The 23,507-nt window shown below is 43.6% G+C and carries 20 protein-coding genes; 10 read left to right on the top strand and 10 right to left on the bottom strand.

The annotated features are described in order from the left end of the window. Positions 1-128 precede the first annotated feature (128 nt). Entirely contained in the window at positions 129-2,495 is a 2,367-nt protein-coding gene (locus tag CYLST_RS17980) for a putative PEP-binding protein (RefSeq protein ID WP_015209147.1), read from the bottom strand. Between the two features lie 4 nt (positions 2,496-2,499). Beyond that, on the bottom strand, positions 2,500-2,820 hold the full coding sequence (locus CYLST_RS36810; RefSeq protein WP_015209146.1) for a MerR family DNA-binding transcriptional regulator: 321 nt from the start codon (positions 2,818-2,820) through the stop codon (positions 2,500-2,502). 375 nt (positions 2,821-3,195) lie between these two features. Here CYLST_RS36810 and CYLST_RS17970 point away from each other — a divergent pair, with 375 nt between their 5' ends. Continuing rightward, a complete protein-coding gene (locus CYLST_RS17970) occupies positions 3,196-3,654 on the top strand; it encodes an MgtC/SapB family protein (protein WP_015209145.1) in 459 nt (152 codons plus the stop codon). Between the two features lie 29 nt (positions 3,655-3,683). Here the strand turns inward: CYLST_RS17970 and CYLST_RS17965 are convergent, their stop codons facing one another. The 3 genes from CYLST_RS17965 to CYLST_RS17955 form a co-directional block, all read right to left on the bottom strand. Then, the gene (locus CYLST_RS17965) at positions 3,684-4,097 is read right to left on the bottom strand and encodes a hypothetical protein (protein WP_015209144.1); all 414 of its coding nucleotides are present in this window, start codon (positions 4,095-4,097) and stop codon (positions 3,684-3,686) included. Between the two features lie 384 nt (positions 4,098-4,481). Next, positions 4,482-5,600 carry a DNA replication/repair protein RecF gene (gene recF / locus CYLST_RS17960; RefSeq protein ID WP_015209143.1) on the bottom strand — a complete coding sequence of 373 codons (1,119 nt, stop codon included), beginning with the start codon at positions 5,598-5,600 and terminating at the stop codon, positions 4,482-4,484. A gap of 87 nt (positions 5,601-5,687) precedes the next feature. Next, positions 5,688-8,534 carry a cation-translocating P-type ATPase gene (locus CYLST_RS17955; RefSeq protein ID WP_015209142.1) on the bottom strand — a complete coding sequence of 949 codons (2,847 nt, stop codon included), beginning with the start codon at positions 8,532-8,534 and terminating at the stop codon, positions 5,688-5,690. A 290-nt stretch (positions 8,535-8,824) separates the two neighbouring features. Here CYLST_RS17955 and CYLST_RS17950 point away from each other — a divergent pair, with 290 nt between their 5' ends. Next, complete coding sequence (locus CYLST_RS17950; RefSeq protein ID WP_015209141.1) at positions 8,825-10,495, top strand: transglutaminase-like domain-containing protein; 1,671 nt, start codon at positions 8,825-8,827, stop codon at positions 10,493-10,495. 297 nt (positions 10,496-10,792) lie between these two features. Next, positions 10,793-12,154, top strand: coding sequence for a hypothetical protein (locus CYLST_RS17945; RefSeq protein ID WP_015209140.1), 1,362 nt, complete (start codon positions 10,793-10,795; stop codon positions 12,152-12,154). Positions 12,155-12,175: 21 nt separating this feature from the next. On the opposite strand, the gene CYLST_RS17940 is transcribed toward CYLST_RS17945, so the two are convergent. Then, positions 12,176-13,030, bottom strand: coding sequence for a PD-(D/E)XK nuclease family protein (locus CYLST_RS17940; protein WP_015209139.1), 855 nt, complete (start codon positions 13,028-13,030; stop codon positions 12,176-12,178). 110 nt (positions 13,031-13,140) lie between these two features. On the opposite strand from CYLST_RS17940, the gene CYLST_RS17935 reads away from it, so the two are divergent. From CYLST_RS17935 to CYLST_RS17925, 3 genes are all read left to right on the top strand, one after another. Beyond that, on the top strand, positions 13,141-14,568 hold the full coding sequence (locus tag CYLST_RS17935; RefSeq protein WP_015209138.1) for a phosphoglucomutase/phosphomannomutase family protein: 1,428 nt from the start codon (positions 13,141-13,143) through the stop codon (positions 14,566-14,568). Positions 14,569-14,627: 59 nt separating this feature from the next. Beyond that, a complete protein-coding gene (locus CYLST_RS17930; RefSeq protein ID WP_041233157.1) occupies positions 14,628-14,897 on the top strand; it encodes a LapA family protein in 270 nt (89 codons plus the stop codon). A gap of 73 nt (positions 14,898-14,970) precedes the next feature. Continuing rightward, complete coding sequence (locus tag CYLST_RS17925; RefSeq protein ID WP_015209136.1) at positions 14,971-15,777, top strand: DUF4351 domain-containing protein; 807 nt, start codon at positions 14,971-14,973, stop codon at positions 15,775-15,777. A gap of 930 nt (positions 15,778-16,707) precedes the next feature. On the opposite strand, the gene CYLST_RS17915 is transcribed toward CYLST_RS17925, so the two are convergent. After that, positions 16,708-16,959 carry a hypothetical protein gene (locus tag CYLST_RS17915; RefSeq protein WP_015209133.1) on the bottom strand — a complete coding sequence of 84 codons (252 nt, stop codon included), beginning with the start codon at positions 16,957-16,959 and terminating at the stop codon, positions 16,708-16,710. Positions 16,960-16,990: 31 nt separating this feature from the next. After that, entirely contained in the window at positions 16,991-17,209 is a 219-nt protein-coding gene (locus tag CYLST_RS17910) for a type II toxin-antitoxin system HicB family antitoxin (RefSeq protein ID WP_015209132.1), read from the bottom strand. A 125-nt stretch (positions 17,210-17,334) separates the two neighbouring features. Between CYLST_RS17910 and CYLST_RS17905 the strand changes: the two genes are divergently transcribed. From CYLST_RS17905 to CYLST_RS17895, 3 genes are read left to right on the top strand one after another with little or no spacing between them, the layout of a single operon-like run. After that, positions 17,335-17,661: a DUF433 domain-containing protein gene (locus CYLST_RS17905; RefSeq protein ID WP_015209131.1), complete on the top strand. Its 327-nt coding sequence runs from the start codon at positions 17,335-17,337 to the stop codon at positions 17,659-17,661. A 3-nt stretch (positions 17,662-17,664) separates the two neighbouring features. Next, a complete protein-coding gene (locus CYLST_RS17900; RefSeq protein WP_015209130.1) occupies positions 17,665-18,006 on the top strand; it encodes a DUF5615 family PIN-like protein in 342 nt (113 codons plus the stop codon). Positions 18,007-18,019: 13 nt separating this feature from the next. Continuing rightward, complete coding sequence (locus CYLST_RS17895) at positions 18,020-18,451, top strand: DUF29 domain-containing protein (RefSeq protein WP_015209129.1); 432 nt, start codon at positions 18,020-18,022, stop codon at positions 18,449-18,451. Positions 18,452-18,553: 102 nt separating this feature from the next. Here CYLST_RS17895 and CYLST_RS17890 read toward each other — a convergent pair whose 3' ends face one another. Next, positions 18,554-20,128 carry an NAD(P)H-quinone oxidoreductase subunit 4 gene (locus tag CYLST_RS17890; RefSeq protein WP_015209128.1) on the bottom strand — a complete coding sequence of 525 codons (1,575 nt, stop codon included), beginning with the start codon at positions 20,126-20,128 and terminating at the stop codon, positions 18,554-18,556. Positions 20,129-20,428: 300 nt separating this feature from the next. Between CYLST_RS17890 and CYLST_RS17885 the strand changes: the two genes are divergently transcribed. Further along, the gene (locus tag CYLST_RS17885; protein WP_015209127.1) at positions 20,429-21,004 is read left to right on the top strand and encodes a PEP-CTERM sorting domain-containing protein; all 576 of its coding nucleotides are present in this window, start codon (positions 20,429-20,431) and stop codon (positions 21,002-21,004) included. 353 nt (positions 21,005-21,357) lie between these two features. Here CYLST_RS17885 and CYLST_RS17880 read toward each other — a convergent pair whose 3' ends face one another. Beyond that, positions 21,358-23,460, bottom strand: a complete 2,103-nt coding sequence (locus tag CYLST_RS17880) for an NAD(P)H-quinone oxidoreductase subunit 5 (protein WP_015209126.1) — start codon at positions 23,458-23,460, stop codon at positions 21,358-21,360. Between the last annotated feature and the right edge of the window lie 47 nt (positions 23,461-23,507).

The following is a 23,507-nucleotide window of genomic DNA, read 5'->3' as shown; positions in this document are numbered from 1 at the left end:
TCTGTCCTTTTTTCAGGAAGTATATACAGAGTATCTACAGTATAGCGACGAAGCAGATGTTTTACAAGGATTCTGCTTCAACGCTACTTGCTGCATTTGCCATCAGGAGTAAATCGCCTGATTCGAGTTTAAAACTCGCCAAGTTGACGCCTTGCCGCTGCTAAAATTAACCGTTGTTCGGCACGGGCGATCGCCTGGTGTGTCCGCTCAAATGCTTCCGGTTCCACAGAAATAGACGTTATGCCCCATTGCACCAGTTGGTCAATAATTTCTGGATAGAGGGCTGGTGCTTGGCCGCAAATGGAACAGGGAATGCCCGCAACTCTGGCCATTTTGATTAATTGGGCGATCGCACCCATCACCGCCGGATGACGTTCATCAAAGATTTTTGCTAGTTGTCCTTGCTCTCGATCAACTCCTAAAAGCAATTGAGTCAGATCATTTGTGCCAATGGAAATCCCAGCTACACCCGCTTTTACATATTCTGGCAATAAAAACAAGACGCTTGGCACTTCTGCCATCATCCACAACTGAAACTGCGAACTCTGAGTTAACCCTGCTTGCTCAACTTTCCGGCGACAAAATATAAACTCTTCCACAGTCCGCACAAAAGGCAATATTAAGTGGATATTGCTGTAGCCAGATGCTTGTACAGCTGCCAAGGCTTGCAGTTCCAACTCAAAAACTGCGGGATTTTGTAAATAGCTGTATGTTCCGCGTTCACCCAGCATCGACTGTGGGGAAGATTGTAAACTATCACTCAATGATGGCAAATCCTGCGATCGCCAATCTAAAGAACGGTAAAAAACTGGTCGTGGTGCAAAAGCTTGGGCAAATTGTCTAATTTGCTCTGACCAGCGCTCTAATAATTCTGCCTGACGCCCGCCCAAAAGCCAACTATGGGGATGTTGCCCCTCTAGTATAGTTAGCACCATCAGTTCTGAGCGCAATAATCCCACCCCATCTACAGGCAAACTTTGCACTTGCTCGATTAAGCTGGACTGACTCAGGTTAATCAGCAGTTGGGTGGCAATCATGGGTAGGTGAGAAGTAAGGGGAGGGCGGGGTAATGGGGGGCTTGAGGTTTGGAGAGAATTTAGTTCTAGATTTTCAAGAGAACTTATTCTCGCCTGAACTTTCTCGCTGACCTCGCTTTTGATCCGATAAACTTCTCCCCTGTCGCCATCGAGTAGCAGTCGTTCGCCATTTTGAATGAGGGTTGTGGCATCTGTCGCACTCACCACGGCTGGGATGCAAAGTTCTCTGGCAAGAATTGCTGCGTGGCTAGTTAATCCCCCTCGTTCCGTGATAATTCCAGCAACTTGTTGCAGTAATGGTAACCAATCTGGAGTGACCACAGAGGCAATTAAAATGACTCCCTTGGGTAGTTGTTCGGGTTTCGGTTGTGAACTGCCGATTATGTATGCAGTACCCATCACACGTCCCCCAGATGCCCCTAGTGCCTTAATGAAGTACGAACTCTTAATTACAGATTGGGGAGGGCTAACTTGTGTCAAGAGTAGCTTGGGGTCTGAGGATGTTTGAGCGATAGTCCACTTCATGGTCAAGGTTGTACCTATTTCACTCACTAGCTGAGTTCCCAAAGCAATTAATTGTTGCAGGTATTCTTCTGGTAAAGCGTACTGTTTTTGTTGGGATTCCTCAAGCAGGTAGGCCACTAGACTTGTGCTATCGGCAGTTAGCACTGACCTAGGGACGGGTTGCCAAGAGTCGGTCGATGCAGCATCATCAACACGATAAGCCAGCATTTTATTCCCCAATTGTCGCTCTAGGACAACCCCGGTTTCCGGTTGGATGTGGTAGGCATCTGGCAATACTTCGCCGTTGGCAAGAGCCATTCCTAATCCCCAAGTGGCTTCAATTTCCCACGTTGATCTGTTGGTATTGAGTAAGCCAGAGGCGATCGCATTTTCAACGGGTTGCACCAGGACTGCTAAATTAATTCTTTGTAGGTTAATTCCCGCCTGCTGCCAATATAGTAGACTCCTGGCACGAAACAACTGACTCCAGGTACGCTTTAATGCATTTGCGATCGCTTCCTCATTGCATGGACAAAACACTGACTCCAGCAACCCAGACAGATTACCCACACCATGTGTACCAGTTGATACTGCCAGCGTGGGGCGAAAAATTAAACAGCCGGTTTGCCATTCACTCGCTGCTGTGAAAATTTTACTTGCCCACTGCGGTGGTACACTGGCACTGATAATTTCTCGACGCAAGCGGCCAGCTACCTGTTGAAGTTGACGCCAATTAGCTACATCTAGGTGTAACGAAGAATGGGGTAAGTCGGCGACTAATGACTCTGAACTATTTAGAGTTTCGAGAAATTCTCGCAAAACTTCCGCCGAAACTACAAAACCAGGCACTACTGGGTAACCTCGCTGCATGATTCTGCTCAGGTAATACGCTTTGTCGCCTACTTTGGCGCGGTCTTGTAGTTTAATTTGGTCGAGCCAGTAGAGTTTGTCCACTCAATTAGATTAGAGCATTGATCAACAATGCTTGAACTGTAACGATAGCAATACCATCACTGCTGACAGTAAAGGAGGAATCCCTCAAAGCACGCAACATGATAAGGTCTGCTTTTTGGGAGCGACTTGAAACACGGGCATAAGCGATAATTGCTCGCTCTGTTCTTTGGTTAGATAATCCCGTGTATGACGCGACATCATATCGTCTTTGCCCTGATGGTGTCCTGATTGCTTGGATCTTGTTGTCTCTTTCCCACCTCCTCAATGTGTGAAGACTGACACCGAAGTGTTCAGCCGTCTCTCCGGGAGATGTGTATTTAGGCATCAATTTTTTAAGTTGATGCCTAATTATCTCAATTAACGTTCAGGCATTTCCAGTGTTGTATAGACAATCATTGTTCAGGACTGTTCTCTTCGGCACGTAGTGCGGAATCACCAATTTTTCTGATAAAATGGTGAGTATCTTGACCACCAATGCCGCAAGCGAAAACCAAGCTAACTAGGTAAGTGTTGCAAGAAGAAGATTTGGGTCTTGGAAGGACTTCTACCTTTGGAGGGAATCTCAGACCAATAGAACTACGGAGTCCTGGAGGCTATTCCCGATGAATTGGCAGAGCTTCGTCCGTCTATAGATTGGGGTAGTTCACAAGTATATTACCAAGTAATGTAGAGCAGAGTATTATTTCTCGCCAACCAAAAATTGACAAGTGATTACGACATTTCTAGCAATGATTGGCTGAATATCAGCTTTCGGCTCTGCCTCGCATTACTATTCGGGGCAGTTATTGGATTAGAACGCCAGCGTCAGAACAAACCAGCTGGCTTAAGAACTCATATGTTGGTCAGTTTAGCTTCAGCCATTTTTACGCTTATACCCATGCAAATAAGCGGAATGCAACCCAGTCCTGATGCAATCAGCCGCGTAATTCAGGGTATTGCTACTGGCGTGGGGTTTCTCGGTGCAGGCGAAATTGTGCGCCAATCTTCAGAACTACCTCACAAACCAAAAATTCGTGGACTCACATCGGCGGCGGCTATTTGGGTTTCAGCAGCTTTGGGAATTACCGCTGGGTGCGGTCTTTGGCAGTTAGGATTAATTAGCGTTGTGCTAACTTTTACAGTTCTCAATTTTTTCAAAAAATTAGAAAAAACCGATTAGTAATTGGTCATTAGTTAAGAGGCAAAAACTTAATTAAGTAATTCCAAAACTTGGGTAAAAATAGCTTCTTCTGTCCTAGTTTGGAGAATTAATTTTACTAAATTGATAAACTCTAAATCGGAGTGAGTGTCATTTTGCATTGTTTTACTAGCCGCATAGAAACTGACATCATCAATATTTAATTCATTAGTATTACCTGTTTGTAACCCAGGTCTTTTGCTATTCCAGGAAAGCGATTTACCACGTAATGTGAATTGAAACCATATTATTTGATTATCCTTTAATTCAAAAAAAACATCAAAGTAAGGTTCTGCTCCTTGAAACCAAATTCTAGTTGTGCCGGATTTATTACCCTTTTTGAGGATCTTTTGATCAATCGCTCGTAAGGATGCACCTAGTGATGCAATTTCATTTTTATCCAAAATGTCATGCGTTTTGGGCATATTTGAACTGTCCGTAAGTTTAATTTATGACAAAAATCCCGTCAACTACTTCCGTAAATTCAACTAGAATATCTCAGTTTGATTAGTCTAATTTTTTGCCTTATCCATTTAAGATTTTAATATAACGGGTCTCAAAAAGATGGGACAAATTTGGGGTTTAACTGCAACAATCCCCCAAGATAGGGAGATAAATCTTCAATTACGCCGTCCAATTTTCTACTGTTGACTGCTGATGAATGTAAAAAGTGGCTGGCGATGATACCTGCTCAGAGGTGTAGGTTTTTCATTCAAAGGTAAGTCGGGACTCTTTTTTAAACCTAGGAATTAACTTTTTCTCAACTGTCCCTGTTCTTTTCTAGCATTCTGCTAAAAAACCTGCACTCGTCAGGAAGATATAGATCCCGCCTTCACAAATAAAATTTGAGAGGAATTCAACCAAGGGGAATTAAAAGAACCCAGGTGCGTGGTGGTAATCAAGGTCTGGAAGCGATCTTGAATGGCATCCAGCAATTGATTTTGGCGGGACGGGTCTAATTCGGCCAGGACATCGTCGAGCAAAAGTAGTGGTGGCTCTTTGACGACTTCTTCAATTAGTTGTAATTCTGCTAATTTTAAAGCTAGAACCAGCGTTCGTTGCTGACCTTGAGAACCGTATTGACGGGCTGGCGTTTGATTAATACTTAATTCTACTTCGTCGCGGTGAGGTCCGACAAGGGTCGTGCCTCGGTATATTTCGGCAACGGCGCGCTGTTGCATTTTGGCTAAAAAAGCTGACTGCACTGCTTCTGGATTGTTTGGCGTCAGAGGTACATTAGGCGCGTACTTGATTTGTAATATTTCTGTACTGCCACTAATACTAGCGTGCCAGGCGGCGGCGATGGGAGCCAGTCGCTGGATAGCTCGCTCTCGGCGTCTAATTACCCTTGTGCCTGTGGTAGCTAATTGTGCATCCCAGAGAGCTAATTCAGATTTTAGAGCCGTTGCATCTAAAGACTCTACATGGCGTTTCAAAAAAGCATTGCGCTGGCGTAACACCTGGTTATACTGCTGCAAAATATGAGCATAAACAGGTTCGAGTTGGATTAAGAGTGTATCTAGCCAATTGCGACGACCTTCAGGGCCGCCGCGCACCAGTTCTAAATCTAGGCTAGAGAACTGCACTGCATTGAGGACTCCGAGAAAGTCCATTTGACGGCGCACTGTTTCGCCATTCAGGGCGACGCTACGGCGACCATTACGGCGTAAAGTTAAGGTCAAGTCACTGGTACCTGTATCTCGCTCTAGGGTGGCGTTAATTTGGGCTGTAGGTTCCCCTTCCCGGACTAAATCGCGATCGCGTGCGAGCCGATGCGATCGCAATGTTGCCAGCAACTCCACCGCCTCCAACAAATTGGACTTTCCCTGAGCATTATTACCAACCAAAATCGTTTTGGCAGCAGTAAACTCAACCTTTTGGTCTTGGTAATTGCGAAACTGTCGGAGGTGAATGGTTTTGAGGTACATGGTGTTGGGGAATGGGTAATGGTAATGGGTAATGGGTAATGGGTGATAGTTTTTTGAATTACCTTTTTCCCACTTAGCTCTTCCCCATCACACCGTTCTTTTACCCATGAATCGGAAGAATAGCTTCTCCATTTCAATCCACACCAACATTAAGGAACTAAAGCCAATACAAATCCCTAACTCCGAGAGACTTAACTTTTGAGTACCAAAGAAATTTTGCAGGGGTGGGACATAAACTAGCATCAGCTGCAAAATCGTTGTTACAACCACAGATCCCAGCACAAAGAGATTGGATAAGGGATTCATTTCGATGATCAGTTGGTTGTTAGAGCGAATTGCGATCGCATGACCCATTTGAGCAAGACACAGGGTAGTAAATACCATTGTCTTCCAAGTTCCGGGATAATAATCGTATGCCACCTTCATCAAAATAATGCTAATGATAGCGAAGATAATCCCAATGCGAACCATGTAAGAACCCAAACCCCTAGCAAAAATGCTTTCACGGGGGCTAAAGGGGGGACGCTTCATTACATCAGGTTCCGGTGGTTCGACAGCTAAGGCTAAGGCTGGTAAACCATCTGTGACCAAATTCATCCAGAGAATTTGTAAAGGGGTCAGGGGAACGCCTCCCAGTCCCATAATTGGTGCAGCAGCGATGGTGAGAATTTCGCCAATGTTACTACCCAAGATGTATTTGATAAAGCGGCGGATGTTGGTGTAGACGACTCTACCTTCCTTGGTGGCGGCAACAATGGTGGCAAAGTTGTCATCTAGTAACACCATGTCACTGGCTTCTTTACTCACATCCGTGCCTGTGATGCCCATAGCAATGCCGATATCAGCTTGCTTGAGGGCGGGGGCATCGTTAACGCCATCGCCTGTCATCGCCACAAACCTGCCCCGGCGTTGCAGTGCTTGGACAATTCGCAGTTTGTGTTCAGGGGCGACTCGCGCGTAGATGCTGACTAGGTCAACGTTTTGCTCTAGTTCTTCGTCGCTCATCCGCTGCAATTCTTGACCAGTGAGAACTCTATCGCCTTCTTGGGCTATTCCCAAATCAGTAGCGATCGCCCGTGCGGTTAACTGGTGGTCTCCAGTAATCATCACTGTGCGAATTCCCGCTTCTCGACACTCTTGCACGGCGGCTCTGACTTCGGGACGAGGGGCATCTAACATCCCCACCAATCCCAGCCAAACCAAGTTTTGCTCTGTTGTTTCATCTGACCCTTCTGGCGGGTTTTCTGGCAGGGGTTTGTAGGCAAAACCTAGCACCCGCAAACCTTTACTCGCCATGCGATCATTTTCTGCCAAAATTTGCTGACGTTGCTCATCACTCACAGGGGCGGCTAAAGTCCCCAGATGAATTTGAGTGCAACGTGCCAAGGTTAACTCTGGTGAACCCTTGGTAAACATTAAGTAATTTTCAGATTGCAAAAAGCCGGCGATCGCTGGATCAACAGATGTCACAGAAGCTTCACCTGTGGCGACTTCTTCCACCTGACAAATTACGCTCATCCGCTTGCGTTCTGAGGAAAAGGGAAACTCGCCAACACGGGGTAATTTACTATTCCACTGGTCTTTTTCGATTCCCGCTTTCCCCGCCAGTGTCACCAAAGCTCCTTCTGTGGGATCTCCGAGAATCACCCAATCCCCTTTATCTTGTTGTAATACCGAATCATTACAAACGGCACAGGCAACGAGTAAAGCGGAGATTTCCGGATACTCATCTACGGGAATTTTTGTTCCATCTAACTGAAAATCTCCTGTGGGAGCATAGCCTTCACCAGTGACGCGAAAAGCAGAATTGTTCGTGTATAAGGATTGCACGACCATTTTGTTCTGAGTCAAAGTGCCTGTTTTATCAGAACAAATGGTGTTGACAGAACCCAATGTTTCGACTGCTGGTAATTTGCGAATTAAGGCGTGTTGGCGCACCATCCGTTGGGTTCCCAGTGCTAAGGTAACGGTGATCACCGCAGGTAGACCTTCTGGAACTACAGCCACCGCCATACTCAAAGACACTTCCACAAGTTCTCGAAAATTACTAAAACCTTTTCCCTGGCTAAAGCTATAGAGCAGTCCGCCGCCAACAACGATCGCTACTAAAATTAAAGAACCAGTAACTAAAACGTTGCCCAGTTGGGTCATCCGCTGCTGTAAGGGCGTAGGCTCACTATCCACCGCTTGCAACATGGCAGCAATTTTGCCAAGTTCGGTTTGCATACCAGTGTTGGTGACCAGAACTTTGGCTCGTCCCTGGACGACTTCAGTGCCTTGAAAGACTAAATTGAGGCGATCGCCTAAATCTGTTTCTTCAGGCAATGTTAGCTTGGCTTGTTTGTTCGCAGCTACCGCTTCACCCGTTAGTGCCGACTCACGGATTTGTAAATTAGACTGTTCGATCAAGCGTCCATCAGCGGCGATCTGCACACCCGCTTCCAGCAGCATTACATCCCCTGGAACTATTTCCTTGGCTGCTACCTCCAGCAGTTTGCCGTCGCGCAGTACTCGCACTAAGGAAGAGGACAGTTTTTTCAGGGCGGCTAGGGCTTTTTCGGCCCGGCTTTCTTGAACATAGCCAAGGATGCCATTGAGAATGACAATCGATAGAATGGCGATCGTGTCTTTAAACGGTACTTCTCCAGGCTTTAATTGGCCTTGTTGCCACGTCCACAGGTCTATCCCACCAGAAATCAGGGCTACGCCAATCAGCATCAACAACATAATGTTTGTGAACTGATCCAGTAGAATTTCCCAAGCACTGCGGCCACCACTTTCTACTAGCTCGTTGGGGCCGTATTTTTGCAACCTGAGTTGAATTTCTTCGGTTGTTAAGCCTCTGTCTGCGTTACTATCAAGCAGGTCTAGAGCTTTATCAACTTCTAAACTATGCCAAACGGCAGCAGCTTCAGGCAAAGAATTAGCAGACATCGTGTAGTTCACAGGAAATGGTTACAAAATTCGATCATAATTTAGTGATGGCAGGAATTCCATCAACTAAAGTTACATTAGGGCTGTCCCCAAGCTGTATAAAGTATAGAAGTGATTCGGAGACACTTGCCAATTTTCCTCGGAGAAAATATGTAATATTTCTTAATAAGAATTTATTGGGAAGGTATTGTATGGGTAAAGGTAAATCACAGAAATCCAATGTGCTGTGACAAAAATATATGCCACAATTGATTCTAGGCGTGCTAAACCGTTGAATTAATATGCTTAATATGAGTTTTGCACTCCCCAGTTTGACCGCTAGCCAGATGTTTGGCCAAAAGACAATTCGACCGATTACGGCTGCGACCTTGTATGGTCTTGCTTTCATCAAAGACAGACTCATAGCTATCGACAGTATAAAGGGGCATCTACTGGAGATTGACCCCACCTCTGATAACAGCAAAATTCTTAATCCCCACCAAGTACGAGAGTTTTGTGAGGTGACAGGTATAGCTGTGTGGGAAGATACCCTGTGGGTCAGCCGTGGTAATAGTGTTTATTTGTCTAAGCTCGCTTCGTTAGGTCTGGAGCATTTCGCTACATTGCCTTATCCGGCAGACGGTGTTGCTGTTTGGGAGTCAACAGTTTATGTGAGTTGTCAAAGGCTGGGCTACATTCTGGTTTTTGACCGTGAGACGCGCAAAGAGATTACCAGATTTTATGCCCCTGGAGTAGGGGTAGAAAATTTGACTGTCAGTCAAGAAACTCTTTGGGTTTGCGATCGCCTAGAGCAAACAGTTTACTCGATGGATAGAGCAACCGGAGAAGTTCGCTTTAGTGTGCTGACGCCCTTTGACTCGCCTACAGGCATCGGCTTACATAAAAATGAAGAAACAGGCGAGGAATGTCTCTACATCGCTTATGCCTCGGAAGAGCCGTATATTCGGGATAACCCCAATGCTGACCCGAATCATGAGCTAACTTACCGCGATCGCACTTTTATTCACCCCCTGTATTATCATTACGAGCCGGATAAACGCTACGCCCTCTCTAATGGTTATCTCGTGGAAATGTCCTATGTTGAGGAAATTTCCCCCTTAGATGAGGTATATATCCCAAACGTAGAATGGCGCATCGCCCTACCATCGGAAACTGAACGCCAAAAGGTGAAACACGTTGAACCCATTGGTTTACCCTTCACAGAAGAAATCATCGAGGGACAACGGGTGGCAGTATTTAAATTTGATGCTCTCACCCCAGGCGAACGGCATATATTTGGCTGGAAAGCGCTGTTAGAAGTCCGAGGCATTAAATATCGCATCACACCCAAAGACGTGGAAGGAGCACCCGAACCCTCGCCAGAATTTCAAACTCGCTACCTGGTGGATGATGACGACTTAGCAATGGATAGTGCCATTGTCCGTCGTGCTTCCCGTGAAGCCATCGGTTCGGAAACTAATATGTTGCGGAAAATGTACAATATCCGCAATTACGTGTACGATCAGTTATCATATGGTATTAAACCCTACATTGATCCGCCCAATGTAGTGTTAGAACGTGGTGTGGGTTCCTGTGGCGAATATGTCGGTGTACTACTGGCACTCTGCCGTTTGAATGGCATTCCCTGCCGCACTGTAGGTAGATATAAATGCCCCCCCAGTGGCGAACAGCAAGGTGTGCCTTTGCAACCCGACTTTAACCATGTTTGGTTAGAGTTCTACATACCGAATATTGGCTGGTTACCAATGGAATCGAATCCTGACGATGTTGGAGATGCCGGACCATATCCCACAAGATTTTTTATGGGTTTATGCTGGTATCACATCGAAATTGGCAAAGGTGTCACCTTTGAAACTGTCACCAGTAATGGTGCCCGACTGACTAAAGAAGATATACCCATTGGTGATTTGGCAATTAATCATATTCGGTTTACAATTCTTAAAGAATTACCGCCTTTTTGAATTGGGAATTTGGACTTGTGAACGGGTAATTAGTAGTCAGCCCTGGGCTAGGGAACATTTTTGAATTTTCCCCATTACCCAATTCTCCCTAGAGAATAATTTAACGTTTTGCAGCAAAACTGACTTGCTGCTTGATCAAGTTACGTCAATCCCTAGTTAAACTTGGAAAATGTGATTTTGATCATTTTCCCAGATAGAAAAATCAGTCATAGTAGAAATCGGGTTTCTTACGGTTGAAAAAAGCACACTCCTGCTGAACGACAGAGATCAACCCATTTTTCCAGCGGTAATAAAAAAGTGAATACTTGGATTAATTCTGACTTTGAAAAAACGGTGCTACAAACACCCTCTGACAGGAGGACTGGGGGGAATTTAGATCATGCTCATAACCCTCATCACTGTCCTCCGGAAGAGCAGCAGATATACCAACATTTGCTGCATTTAGTACGCCTAGAATCTCCCGGACAAATGATTGAGCGCTTTCGGTGCTTATTTGTTGAGGGTTTAGGTTATCCTGAACCACAAATCCCGTTACTTCTAGATAAAATTACAGCCTCGAAGAAAGCGGTACTAGAATTTAAGTTTTTTCTCAACCGTTGCTGTCATATTCTAATAAATAGATGGCATATGCAACCCCAAATGCATCATGCCATTTCTGAGCTAATCAACTTGTTTGTGTCCGCGCCGATTAAATCAAGGTCAGCTAGTTTACGTTACAGAGAAATTAGACGTTTGCGTGAACTAGTGAAGTTGTTTACCGAAAGTGACCAATACCGAATCTTGCTTCGGTTCACCCAGGTAGTGAATCAACCTGGCTGGTTGGGTAGCGACCAAGGTAATCTGCCACTGATAACGTTGATTCGTCGCTATCCTTACCTACATGAACATTACTTAATTAGCGAAGATTCTACCTCAGAACAACAGCAGACAGTCAGGCAAATTCAGGCACAGGTACAAAAAAAATTTGAAATTGATTTGTCGCAATATGTGATCTACAAAGTGCGATGCCATCAGATAATCCAAAAAGCTTCAGTCGCTGATGCCAATCGGATTTTACGACCTGTCAATAATCCTACATTGTTGAGCGATCGCGAACTATTTTCCACACTCAAACAATTTGCTGGTAAAGTTGAAGGTGACTACACCTACAACGACCTAGCACAAAATTTCTTACGCTACAGTAGCCAGGTTCCCTCTTTCCGTGCTTTTAAAGATGATCTTTATCAATACCTGACATCCTCCATTGACGGGGAATATGGAAAACGCCAATTTAATAAGCGATTATATGCCCAACTGCAAAACACATTACCACAAGCTAATTCTCAGAAACTAGATGATTTTTTAGTTGTGAGAACTTGTAGTCAGCTACTCAACTTTTTAGTTGTCAATAGCCAATTATCGCCGCAGCACTTTACCTTTGTAGATTTGATCACTAACCAAGGTACGATGCTCACGATTGGGTTGTTGCTGAAAATTGTGCTCATTTGTCGTAAGGTCAAGCCACATCTAGAAAAACGGTTGGCAATTTTGTTTAACCACTACGAATCTTCTACTACTAATTGTATTCAGTGGTTAGTCAAAGCTCTAGAACAATTGAATATTGCCCTCAGTATCCACTTTGGGAATCTTGATGTATCCTACTTTAAGCAAATGCGTTAATGCTCAGTCAATTTTAGGTAATTAGCTGCGAGTTCTAGAAATTGGCATTGGGCGCGATTGTGACGATTTTAAGCCAGAAAACTCACAGATAGAATTAAATGGGCAAAAGCGGCAGTGAGTTCCAGGATTGGGTGGAAATATTTTATTAAAATTATTATTTTCTTCTTGATATTTTTGTAAATCTTGCTGGTGCTTTTGAGCAATATTAGCTAACTCAAATTCTAAAGATACTAATTCACTATTATTTATACTAATTAACTCGGACTCTTGACAAATCTCTAAATTATAAAATGAGGCAAAAGCTGTTTTTCCAGGGTAAAGATAGTGAGCAGCTAGCAAATAAACTAATGCTTGCCGGCGGTCAAAAGCAGATTTACCTGTTTTGAAATCTAATATATGTAAACTGCTATCGGACTCACTAAAAACGCAGTCCATAGCCGCATACAAGCGAAAGCAATATTCCTCTTGTTCAATGATAATTGGTTTGGGGAAACCTTCATCTCCTGGAGTTAATTGGAGGATGTGTTTACCTAAAAGCAAGGGCGCATGATGGTATTTTTGCAAAATTTGCAGCACCCGTTGCTTAACTTGTTCGGCAGAATTACTCAATTCTAGTAGCTGGGCAACTTTTTCGACACCATCCGACTGATTTAACAGATGCCGATGATGGTGAAATTCATACACACCTTTTTGGGCAAGTATACCAATCCGCTGGGGTGGTGTGGCATTTGCCAATAGGGATTTGACTTGTGGTTCATGTTGCCGCGCTTTGATAAACCCCCGTCTCATCTGGCAATGCCAGCGTTCTTGCCCTATGGCTGGGGCAATTAAAGACCAAAGGTGATAGCTGGCAAATGGTCGGTCGGGGGTTGACATCGCTCAGGCACAGTGAGAGAAAATACGGTGGGAGACTTGCGGCTACGCACGCTTTGCGGGAAGCTTCCTAATAGTAACGAAACGATTATGCACGGGAGAAAGTGGCATATATGAGCAACCGTAGCAATTCCAGCAAGATAAAATTTGGTACTGATGGATGGCGAGGTATTATTGCCGATGATTTTACTTTCCCCAATGTGCGGAAAGTAACCAGGGCTATAGCTAGTTATCTGGAAACAGCTTATAGCAAAGACAGACCGGTGCTGATCGCCTACGATACTCGATTTTTAGCGGATGAGTTTGCCCGGACATCTGCCGCAGTTTTAGCAGATTTGGGTTGGAATGTGAAAATTACTGATCGGGATTGCCCCACACCAGTAATTGCCTACAACGCCCGTCACCTGAATTCTGCTGGGGCGTTAATGTTTACCGCTAGCCATAATCCAGCACCCTACTGTGGAATTAAATATATCCCAGACTATGCTGGGCCTGCCACTCCAGAAATCACTGATACTATTGTGGCAAATATTGAAGGTGCGTCGGATGAGTTGCCCGGAAGCAACCCAACAGGAACAATTTCCATTTTTGATCCGAAACCAGATTACCTGCAATTTATCTATACACTACTTGATGTAGAAAAGATCAAGAGCGCTAATTTAAAAGTAAAGTATGATGCGCTTTATTCTACCTCTCGTGGCTATTTAGATGAAGTTTTGCTGCACAGTGGCTGTCAGTTAGAAAGCTTCCACGCTTGGCGGGATGTGCTGTTTGGTGGCGGGATGCCAGAACCCAAGGGAGAAGAATTGGTTGGGTTGGTGGAGGCTGTAAAGGCTGATCATGCCGATTTGGGTTTGGCGACAGATGGCGATAGCGATCGCTTCGGTATCGTAGATGAACTGGGAAATGTTCTCACTCCCAACACTGTGCTGTTAGTTCTAGCACGCCATTTAATCAAAAATAAAGGTAAACGCGGTGCGATCGTGCGGACGGTGGCTACTACTCACCTGCTGGATAATTTCGCCGCTAAACATGGGCTGCAAATTTATGAAACCGCTGTCGGCTTTAAATACATTGGTGAAAAGATGCGGGAAACTGCTGTGCTGATTGGTGGGGAAGAATCAGGCGGTTTGAGCATTATTGGGCATATCCCTGAAAAAGATGGTGTTTTAGCCGATATGCTAGTGGCAGAAGCGATCGCCTATGAGGGTAAACCTTTAAGCCAATTGGTGAAGGAAGCGATCGCTGAAGCTGATGGCCCGCTTTATAATGATCGCCTTGATTTACACCTCACCGAACCTCACAAAATCGCTGTGATCGATGCCTTTACTAAAAACCCGCCGACAGAAGTCACCGGGATTAAGGTGAAGGAAGTCGGGCGCAAAGATGGCATTAAACTCTATTTAGAAGAAGGTAGCTGGGTGCTGCTGCGTCCTTCCGGTACTGAACCGCTGGTGCGCGTTTACCTAGAAACCAACTCCCCGGAAAAACTCGCGCAAATCGCCGCAGAAATGAAGAGTGCGATCGCTAAACTAGAGTAGTGTAGAACCCCACCCCTAACCCCTCTCTGCTTGCGGGGAGGGGAATTATTTTTTAAGTTATGAAAAATATTACTAGTTTGCTGATATCTGTAGTTATGGCTGTTTGGGTTGTGGCGATCGCGATTATCTCTGTTCAAAACGCCACCCCTGTATCGTTAAAGTTTTTGATATTCCAATCGGTGCAAATCCCAATGGGTTTGGTTTTGGCTTTTAGTACTGCGGTGGGATTGCTGGGAATGGCAGTTTTGCAGCCTCTCTGGGGGTTGGGTGAGTCTCAGTCTGGGGTTGATGAGGATACAGAGTTTTTTGTTGATGATGAGGATTTTTAGGAGTTTTGGTTTCGCGCAAAGACGCAGAGGGGAAGAGGCTAAAATCTCAATTGTGTGTTTTAACTGAAAACCTTTGGCTTACGATAATATTTGCCGTTACCTCACCGATAATTACCCGTTATCTTTTGTGCAATGGTTAATTGCAGAAGATATCAATAAAATTGAGGTACTACCGACTGAGTTACCTATTCAACCGATTCGTTGTGATGCGTTGTTTCTGCTACCGACATTAAATCGCATTCTGCATCTAGAAATTCAAACTTCGCCAAAATCTGATCCACCCATGCCAATACGGATGTTAGATTATTGGTTGAGGATTTACCGTAAATATTCATGTCCTGTACAACAGGTAGTGATTTTTCTCCAAGAGACAAATTCACCTGATGTTTTTGTTGATAGTTTAATAGTAGAGAATACACGGCATCAATACCAAGTTATCAGAGTATGGGAACAAGAAAGCGAACCTCTTTTACAAGTTCCAGCTTTATTACCATTAGCAGTTTTAGCCAAGACAGATGAACCAAATAAATTACTTCAGCAAGTTGCTTTAGCTATAGATAAAATTGAAGAACAGCCCCAGCAAAAGAATATTGCGGCTTGTGTGGAAGTGTTGGCTAGTTTGAAGTTTGATAAACAATTAATTCAACAATATCTCCGGGAGGAACTTATGCAAGAAGCACCTATGTATCAAGAAATTATGAAACGTGGAAAGTTAGAGCTTTTATTCTATTTGCTGAAAACTCGTTTTGGTGATATTTCGCCCAGGTTAGAGTCACAAATTAAAGAATTATCAGGTGAAAAAATAGATGCGCTTTCAGCAGCACTTTTTAATTTTTCACAACCTGCTGATTTGGTAAATTGGATGGCCAATCAAAGTTAAAGGATTTTCTCACGCAGAGACGCAAAGGCGCAAAGAGAAAGAGAGATTTTTTATGAGTCGGTTTTAACCGACTTTTGCTTTTAGATAGGGAATTTATTTCCTGGCTATGTTGGTCAATATCAAGTACTATATATATTTATTTACACTAAATGGTTATGAATCAATCACTTGAAGAAATAGGAATTTAATATGAAACCTAGCCTAAATTATTTCTCTTATTTCAAGAATCTTGTAATTATATTGGCGTTAATTGTATTTTCTAGTGTGATAGGTTGTTCTTCAGCTAATAGATGTGACTCCCTACAAACTTATTCTAAAAGAACAGCTTGTCAAGATCATGAGACAGTAGAAGTCTTGACTAACTTGATTTCATTTGGTTTTCTTGGGTATATTGGATACGTATTAATAACTAAGCCAGCTTGGTTGTTTAGATTAATTTATTTTATTAAGCAAAATCTAGATTCAAATAAACAGGCAAAAGACTCCATAACACAGCATTTGATGAGCTTTTAAAATTGACAGGAGCATACTTTGATGGCAAAAAATATATTTATCAAGAAGTTATACCTCAATATTAAGAAAGAGTTATTGAATTATGCCAATTTTTCTTAGAAAACGAAAAATTTGAAGACAAGGGACAAACATTATATATTTTAGCTGCTGGACTAGAGGAAAAAGGAGAAGATATAAAAATAATAGCTCAATTACGAAAAGATGCTGAATTTCAGTTCAGCATTGGACAATTTATTAAACAAGTTTTACAACAAGTTAAATCATCAAAATAAACTATTTACTATTAAGTTACGAAATAGTCATTGCGACTACATGGAGGGCGAACGCTTGCCAAAACCCTTATTTGCGGTCTTTTTAGCGCCTTTGCGCCTTTGCGTGAGACAAAAAACAGCGATCGCACGCACAGATGATAACTAATTACCTGCATTCTATACAAAGACCAGATTCAAGATCGCTGGTTTTCGCCAAACAACAATAACAAATTTCAAAATATTCTGCGTGTTCTTCTAAAATTTCGCCTGAATTGCAATCATATTTATAACCAGCTAAATGTACAATTTCTTCAATAAGATTTTGCTGTTTTTCTTTATCTAAATGTTCAAAACAATGCTCACGTCTCAACATTGTAATTACTTCACTTAACATACGACTGCCGCTATGATTTGACATACAATGTACTCCCATAGAAGAATTGAGAACATCAAGCAATTTTCACTAAACTGGGTTCAGGGATAGACTCACCTTCTGCAAGACACGCTTCTAAATACATTTCAATTACTTCTTCCCCATGACGAATTGCTTCTTCACAAGTTTTCCCGTGAGTGCAGGGCATAACTACGCGATCGCTAAATTCTGGAATCGTGACTAAAAAAAGCTGATCTTCCTCTGACCATTGAACAATCATACTATATTGACTCATTAATCCTCATCCTCCCCTAACTGTTCTAATTCAACTAATAACTTTGCTAGTACAATTGTTAACAAGTCTTATTCACAGCAGCATCAACGCTATGACTCAGTTACTTGAACAAGCTGGCACAAATTATGACACACCAAGAATTAGAAACACAACTCCTAGCATTAACCCCAACTGAAAAAGCAGAAGCCATACAGATATTGACTCAAACATTAAATCAAGGTTCATATCGCATTACCAAAACACCAGGTGTCTGTGGTAGTGAAGCCTGTATCGCTAATACTCGCATTCCTATTTGGCTGTTAGTAGAATCTCGTCGTTTAGGAATCACTGAAGCACAACTATTAAACGATTATCCTCATATTAGTGCTGCTGACTTAGTAAATGCTTGGGCTTATGCAAATGCACACCCAGAGGAAATTGCAGCAGCAATTGACAAAAATGAGGCGGCTTAAACTGTGGTGCGTCTTTATGCAGATGAACAATTTCCCCGTATAGTCAGCGAATTATTACGCACTTTAGGTCACGATGTATTGACGGTGCAAGAAGCTGGAAACGGTAATCAAAGTATACCTGATGAAGAAGTGTTGAACTTTGCTATTCAAGAACAAAGAGCAATTTTGACGCTTAACCGCTATGATTTTATTCAGCTACACCGCTTACAACCAAATCACCCAGGTATTATTGTTTGTACAAATGATAGTGATAGAAACCGAATGTCACAACGCCTTCATGAAGCTATTTGTAAGGAAGGAAATTTAGAAGGTAAGCTGATTCGAGTAGTTCGTCCTTCTGTATAAAAAGGAGCAAGTTATGAGCGCAACATATCAAACAGATTTCAACTTTTGGATAGAAGAAACAGCCCAACTATTGCGGGAAAATCGCTGGCAAGAAATTGATAAAGAACATTTAATTGAGGAGATTTCCGACTTGGGTAAAAGTGAAAAGCGAGCAATTTCTAGTCAACTAATTCGCTTGCTGTTACATTTGCTCAAATGGCAATATCAACCTCAGCGTCGCTCAGACATTTGGCTAGATTCTATCACTGATGCGCGTACCCAAATTGAATTAACTATTAAAGATAGTCCCAGTCTCAAAAATTATCCTACAGAACAACTTGAAGAAAGCTATGAAAAAGCGCGGCGGCAAGCTACGAAACAAACAGGATTACTAATTTCTGTATTTCCCGAAAATTGCCCCTATTTTTTAGATTTAGTATTAAATGAAGACTGGCTACCAGATTAAACCATTAAAAATTAATAAATTAAAAATTAAAAATTAACTAAAAAAAGGGTAGGTATAAAGCCCACCCTTAATGCAAAAGTAATTTAACTTATCAATCGGTATTTAATTACCAATTATCGGCGCACTCAAAGAAACATTTTGCACTTCTTTTTGTGCTGTCAGTGTCGGCACAGAATCACGCAATCTTGCTGTCAATTGTACAGTTGTAGCGTCGTACATTTGAGTTAGCAACTTGGGATAGAAACCAATACCAATAATTGGAATCAACAAACAGGCGATGATGAAGACTTCGCGGGGTTCAGCATCTATCAAAGCTTGATGAGAAACTAATTCTTCGTTCTCTTCACCGTAGAAGATTTCCCGCAACATCGACAGTAGATAAATTGGAGTTAAAATCACCCCAACTGCCATCAAGAAAATCACAATGACTTTGAATGTAGGGCTATAAGCATCGCTAGTAGCAAAGCCAACAAACACCATTAATTCTGCCACAAAACCGCTCATTCCTGGCAAAGCTAAAGAAGCCATTGAACAAGTGGTGAACATAGCGAAAATCTTCCGCATTCTCTTACCAACACCACCCATTTCATCCAACATTAGGGTGTGTGTCCGGTCATAAGTTGCGCCTACAAGGAAGAACAAACTCGCCCCAATCAACCCGTGGGAAACCATTTGTAACACTGCCCCACTCAATCCCAAATCGGTGAAGGAGGCAATACCAATGAGGACAAAGCCCATGTGGGAAATTGAGGAATAAGCAATTTTACGTTTGAGGTTGCGCTGGGCAAAGGATGTCAAGGCGGCGTAGATGATATTTACTACCCCCAAAACCACCAACACAGGCGCAAAATAAGCGTGGGCATCGGGGAGCATTTGGGCATTCATCCGAATTAAGGCGTAACCGCCCATTTTCAGGAGAATACCAGCCAGCAACATATGCACGGGGGCTGTAGCTTCGCCGTGGGCATCAGGTAGCCAGGTGTGCAAGGGAATAATCGGCAACTTGACCGCGTAAGCAATCAGGAACCCAGTATAAAGTAACAGTTGAAGATTGAGGGTGAAATCCTTCAGCCCTAGGGCTTGCATATCAAAGGTGACTGTACCGCCATAAAATCCCATTGTCAGGGCAGACAGCAAAATAAATAGCGACCCGCCAGCAGTGTATAAGATGAACTTAGTCGCTGCGTATTGCCGCCGTTTGCCGCCCCAAATTGACAACAGAAAGTATATTGGTACTAGTTCTAGTTCCCACACCAGGAAAAATAACAGCATATCCTGGACGGCGAAAACGGCAATTTGACCGCCATACATTGCCAAAATCAAGAAGAAAAAGAGTTTCGGCTTAAAGGTCACAGGCCAAGCTGCTAAAATCGCCAGGGTGGTAATGAATCCTGTCAAGATAATTAGGGGCATGGACAAGCCATCTGCCCCTACTGACCAATTCAAACCGAGTTGTGGTACCCAGGGGTAACTCTCCACCAGCTGCAAATCGGGATTGGAGAAATCATACCCAGTATAAAAGGCGTAAACAATCAGTGCAAAATCTATCAACCCGACGATGAGGGAATACCAGCGCACTGTTTTGCCATCTTTATCTGGGATGATGGGAAGCAGTAGTGACGCCGCTATTGGGAACAGAATAATCGTCGTCAGCCACGGGAAATTAGCTATATTCATCACAATCAGTCTGCAATTAAAATCATGTTTGGCAAAAAGTCACTAGCTATTAACTAACAGCTTTTTGGCGATTTTCCCTTCATTGTTACGTTGATTTAATTAAATTGGTAGTTTCGAGCAAGAGTTTTCAGCCTCTATTTCATTAAGCGTCTGGTTTTGTGATCAGGTCACATACCTGCTACAAAACTTCATTCAATATTCACAATCAATTGATAGTTTCAATATATTGCCTATATATACGGAATGGTAAGGTAATTTTGAAACCAGTAAATTCCCTGAAGTGAATTCCAGCACACCAAAATGAACAAAAACATCTTTATTGCCCTAACATCAAGCATAGTAGCCGTAGCCTCGATTGGCGCTTCACCTCTCAAATCACAAGCAGTAACCTTTGATTTTCAATTTGATGGGACATTTGATGGCACTGTGACTGCTCCCATTGTAGGAGCAGGAACCTTTAGCTTTGACGGAGATATTGCAGATGGAACAGTCGCACTTACGTCTTTAGCAAACTTTGACTTTTCCTTTAATTTCGTTAATGGAAGCAGCTTTACAAACACTGATATTGCAACGCCATTGGCTAATATTCTTGTAAAGGTCGCAACTATTGGTAGTGATCGTTTCGTCAACTTCGGCGGTTCGGGTGGTGGACCCCGCCTCGGGTCTATAGATTTTTCGAATGCTAACTTCTTAACTTTCCAACCCAACTTCGGATCACTGTATGGGTCAACATCTAGTTTTGGAACTTATCAGGGGATAGAACCCGCAGATGTTACCCCTACCCCTGTTCCCGAACCTGGTAGCATATTAGGTTTATTGGGTTTATCTTTGGGAGGGTTGGTTGCTAAGAATAAAAAAAAGCTGAACCCAGCTTAAGCAAAGTAAACTAAGAAACATCCAACATATACAGAACTTAACAACTGGCACAATCGCTCGGTGCGGCCGCACCGAGCGCCAAACAACTAGACAATAAACATGGGAACATCTAGAAGTTTTAATTGCTGAACTAAATAATTGGACAGCAAGGAGCGCTTAAGGTCAAACACCTGTTACCACAGGTAATTTAAAATTACAAATTAATTTAATATCGCCTTTAATAAAAGTTAAAAATATTCCTTTAAAAAGTTGCTGAACTGAAATCTGACTGATGCTGATGCGATAATTCCTCTGGATCACCTCTGTGTGCAAAAAACAAAGTAGGGGCGGACTTTCGTCCACCCCTATTAAAATCAGGTAACACCAAAGACGATGACTAAGCCCAAAACAGCCCCAAAAACGATCAAGGCATAGAATTGAACCCGACCGTTTTCTAGGTATTTCAGACCTTCACCGCTGACCAAGGTAAAGAAGCCTGTAAGGTTAACTGCACCATCGACAACACGGAAATCAACTTCCATGACTTGTCTAGCTAAACGACGCAAACCGATGACAAAGACCCGATGATAAATGTCGTCAAAGTACCACTTGTTAAGGGATAGATCATACAGTGGTTTGATTTTTTCGGCGATCGCAGCTGGGTCAATCTTACGCCACAAATACATCAGCAGCGCCAAGGTAATCCCAATCACAGAAACTGCAACTGAACTCCCCGCCATCAGGTAAAATTCCGACGGGTCGAACTCAGCAGCTTTTTCCAGAACTTCCGCCAGGGTTTCGCTAGGAGGATAAATGAACTGCTCAAAGTAGTTGGCGTAGGGTGTGCCTACCAAACCAATCAAAATTGAAGGTACTGCCAAAACTACCAATGGCAGAGTCATTGTCCACGGCGACTCATGGGGAGTATCGCTGTGATGTCCGTGGGAGTCATGGGCGTCATGGTGGGCACCAGTAGCCGCCAATTCTCCTTTTTTCATGGCCCCGGGTCCAAAGTTAGGCGCTAGTTCGGCTGAATCTAATTCCAGGACAATGGTAGCGGCTGCTTTCTTAAGTTTTTGCTTGATTTTCTCGTCTGTGCCCCGGAATTTGCCTTCAAATGTCATGAAATACATTCTGAACATATAGAAAGCTGTAATCCCGGCAGTTACCCAGCCAATTAACCAGAGAGATGGGTTAGCAGCAAAGGCTTTTCCGAGAATTTCATCTTTTGACCAGAAACCAGCAAAGGGGGGAATCCCGGAAATTGCTAAACAACCAATCAAAAATGTGAGACCTGTGGCGGGCATATACTTGCGTAGTCCCCCCATCAACCGCATATCTTGGGCTAATACGGGGTCGTGACCAACTACTCCTTCCATGCCATGAATCACAGAACCGGAACCCAAGAACAGCATCGCCTTAAAATAGGCGTGGGTCATGAGGTGGAACAATCCAGCACTGTAAGCGCCTACTCCCATCGCCATCACCATGTAACCGAGTTGGGAAATGGTGGAGTAAGCTAGGCCCTTTTTGATGTCGTTTTGGGTAATGGCAATAGTCGCCCCCAAAAACGCTGTAAATGCCCCAGTAAAGGCAATCACATTCATTGCCGCTGGCACATTTTCAAATACAGGGTACATCCGGGCAATCAGGAACACACCCGCTGCCACCATTGTTGCTGCGTGGATTAAGGCAGAAATGGGGGTAGGTCCTTCCATCGCATCTGGTAGCCAGACGTGGAGGGGGAATTGGGCTGATTTTGCCACTGGGCCGAGGAAGACCAAAATCGCCAACAGGACAGCCAGGAAATTGCTGATAGAACCTGTTTGCACGAGTTCGGCGAGGCGATCGCCCATGATATTGAAATCAAAGCTTCCTGTCGCCCAGAACAGCCCTAGGATGCCGAGTAACAGACCAAAGTCACCGACGCGGTTGGTGACAAACGCTTTTTGACAAGCATCTGCTGCTGACTTGCGATCGTACCAAAAGCCGACCAGCAAGTAGGAACACATCCCGACCAGTTCCCAGAAAATATAAACCTGTACTAGGTTGGGACTGACCACCAGACCCAACATTGAAGAGCCAAACAAGCTGAGATAGGCGTAAAACCGCACATAACCTGGGTCGTGAGCCATGTAGCCATCGGTATAAACCATGACTAATACGGCTACTGTGGTTACAATCACCAGCATCAGGGCTGTCAGGTGGTCAATAGTGTAGCCCATGCTCAGGTGAAAATTGCCTGCTGCTGCCCATTCTAGAGTGCGGAGGTAAGGCGCGTGTCCTTGAATTTGACTCCAGAGCAAGGCCAACGATAGCCCCATAGCCGCTGCCATCAGGGAGATTATAACTACAGCATTAAGCTGCCGCAGGCGATTTGTTACCTGATTCAACGAGATTAACCCTAGACCGACCAGCATTGCTCCCAAAAGAGGTAATACTGGAATCAGCCAGGCATACTGATAGATTACTTCCATCACTGACGCCTACTTTTAGAATTCTTGATTAAGTTAGGACACTAGCA

The sequence above is a fragment of the Cylindrospermum stagnale PCC 7417 genome (genome assembly GCF_000317535.1).
GTDB classification, from domain to species: domain Bacteria; phylum Cyanobacteriota; class Cyanobacteriia; order Cyanobacteriales; family Nostocaceae; genus Cylindrospermum; species Cylindrospermum stagnale.
This window is presented reverse-complemented; position numbering and strand designations above follow the sequence as displayed.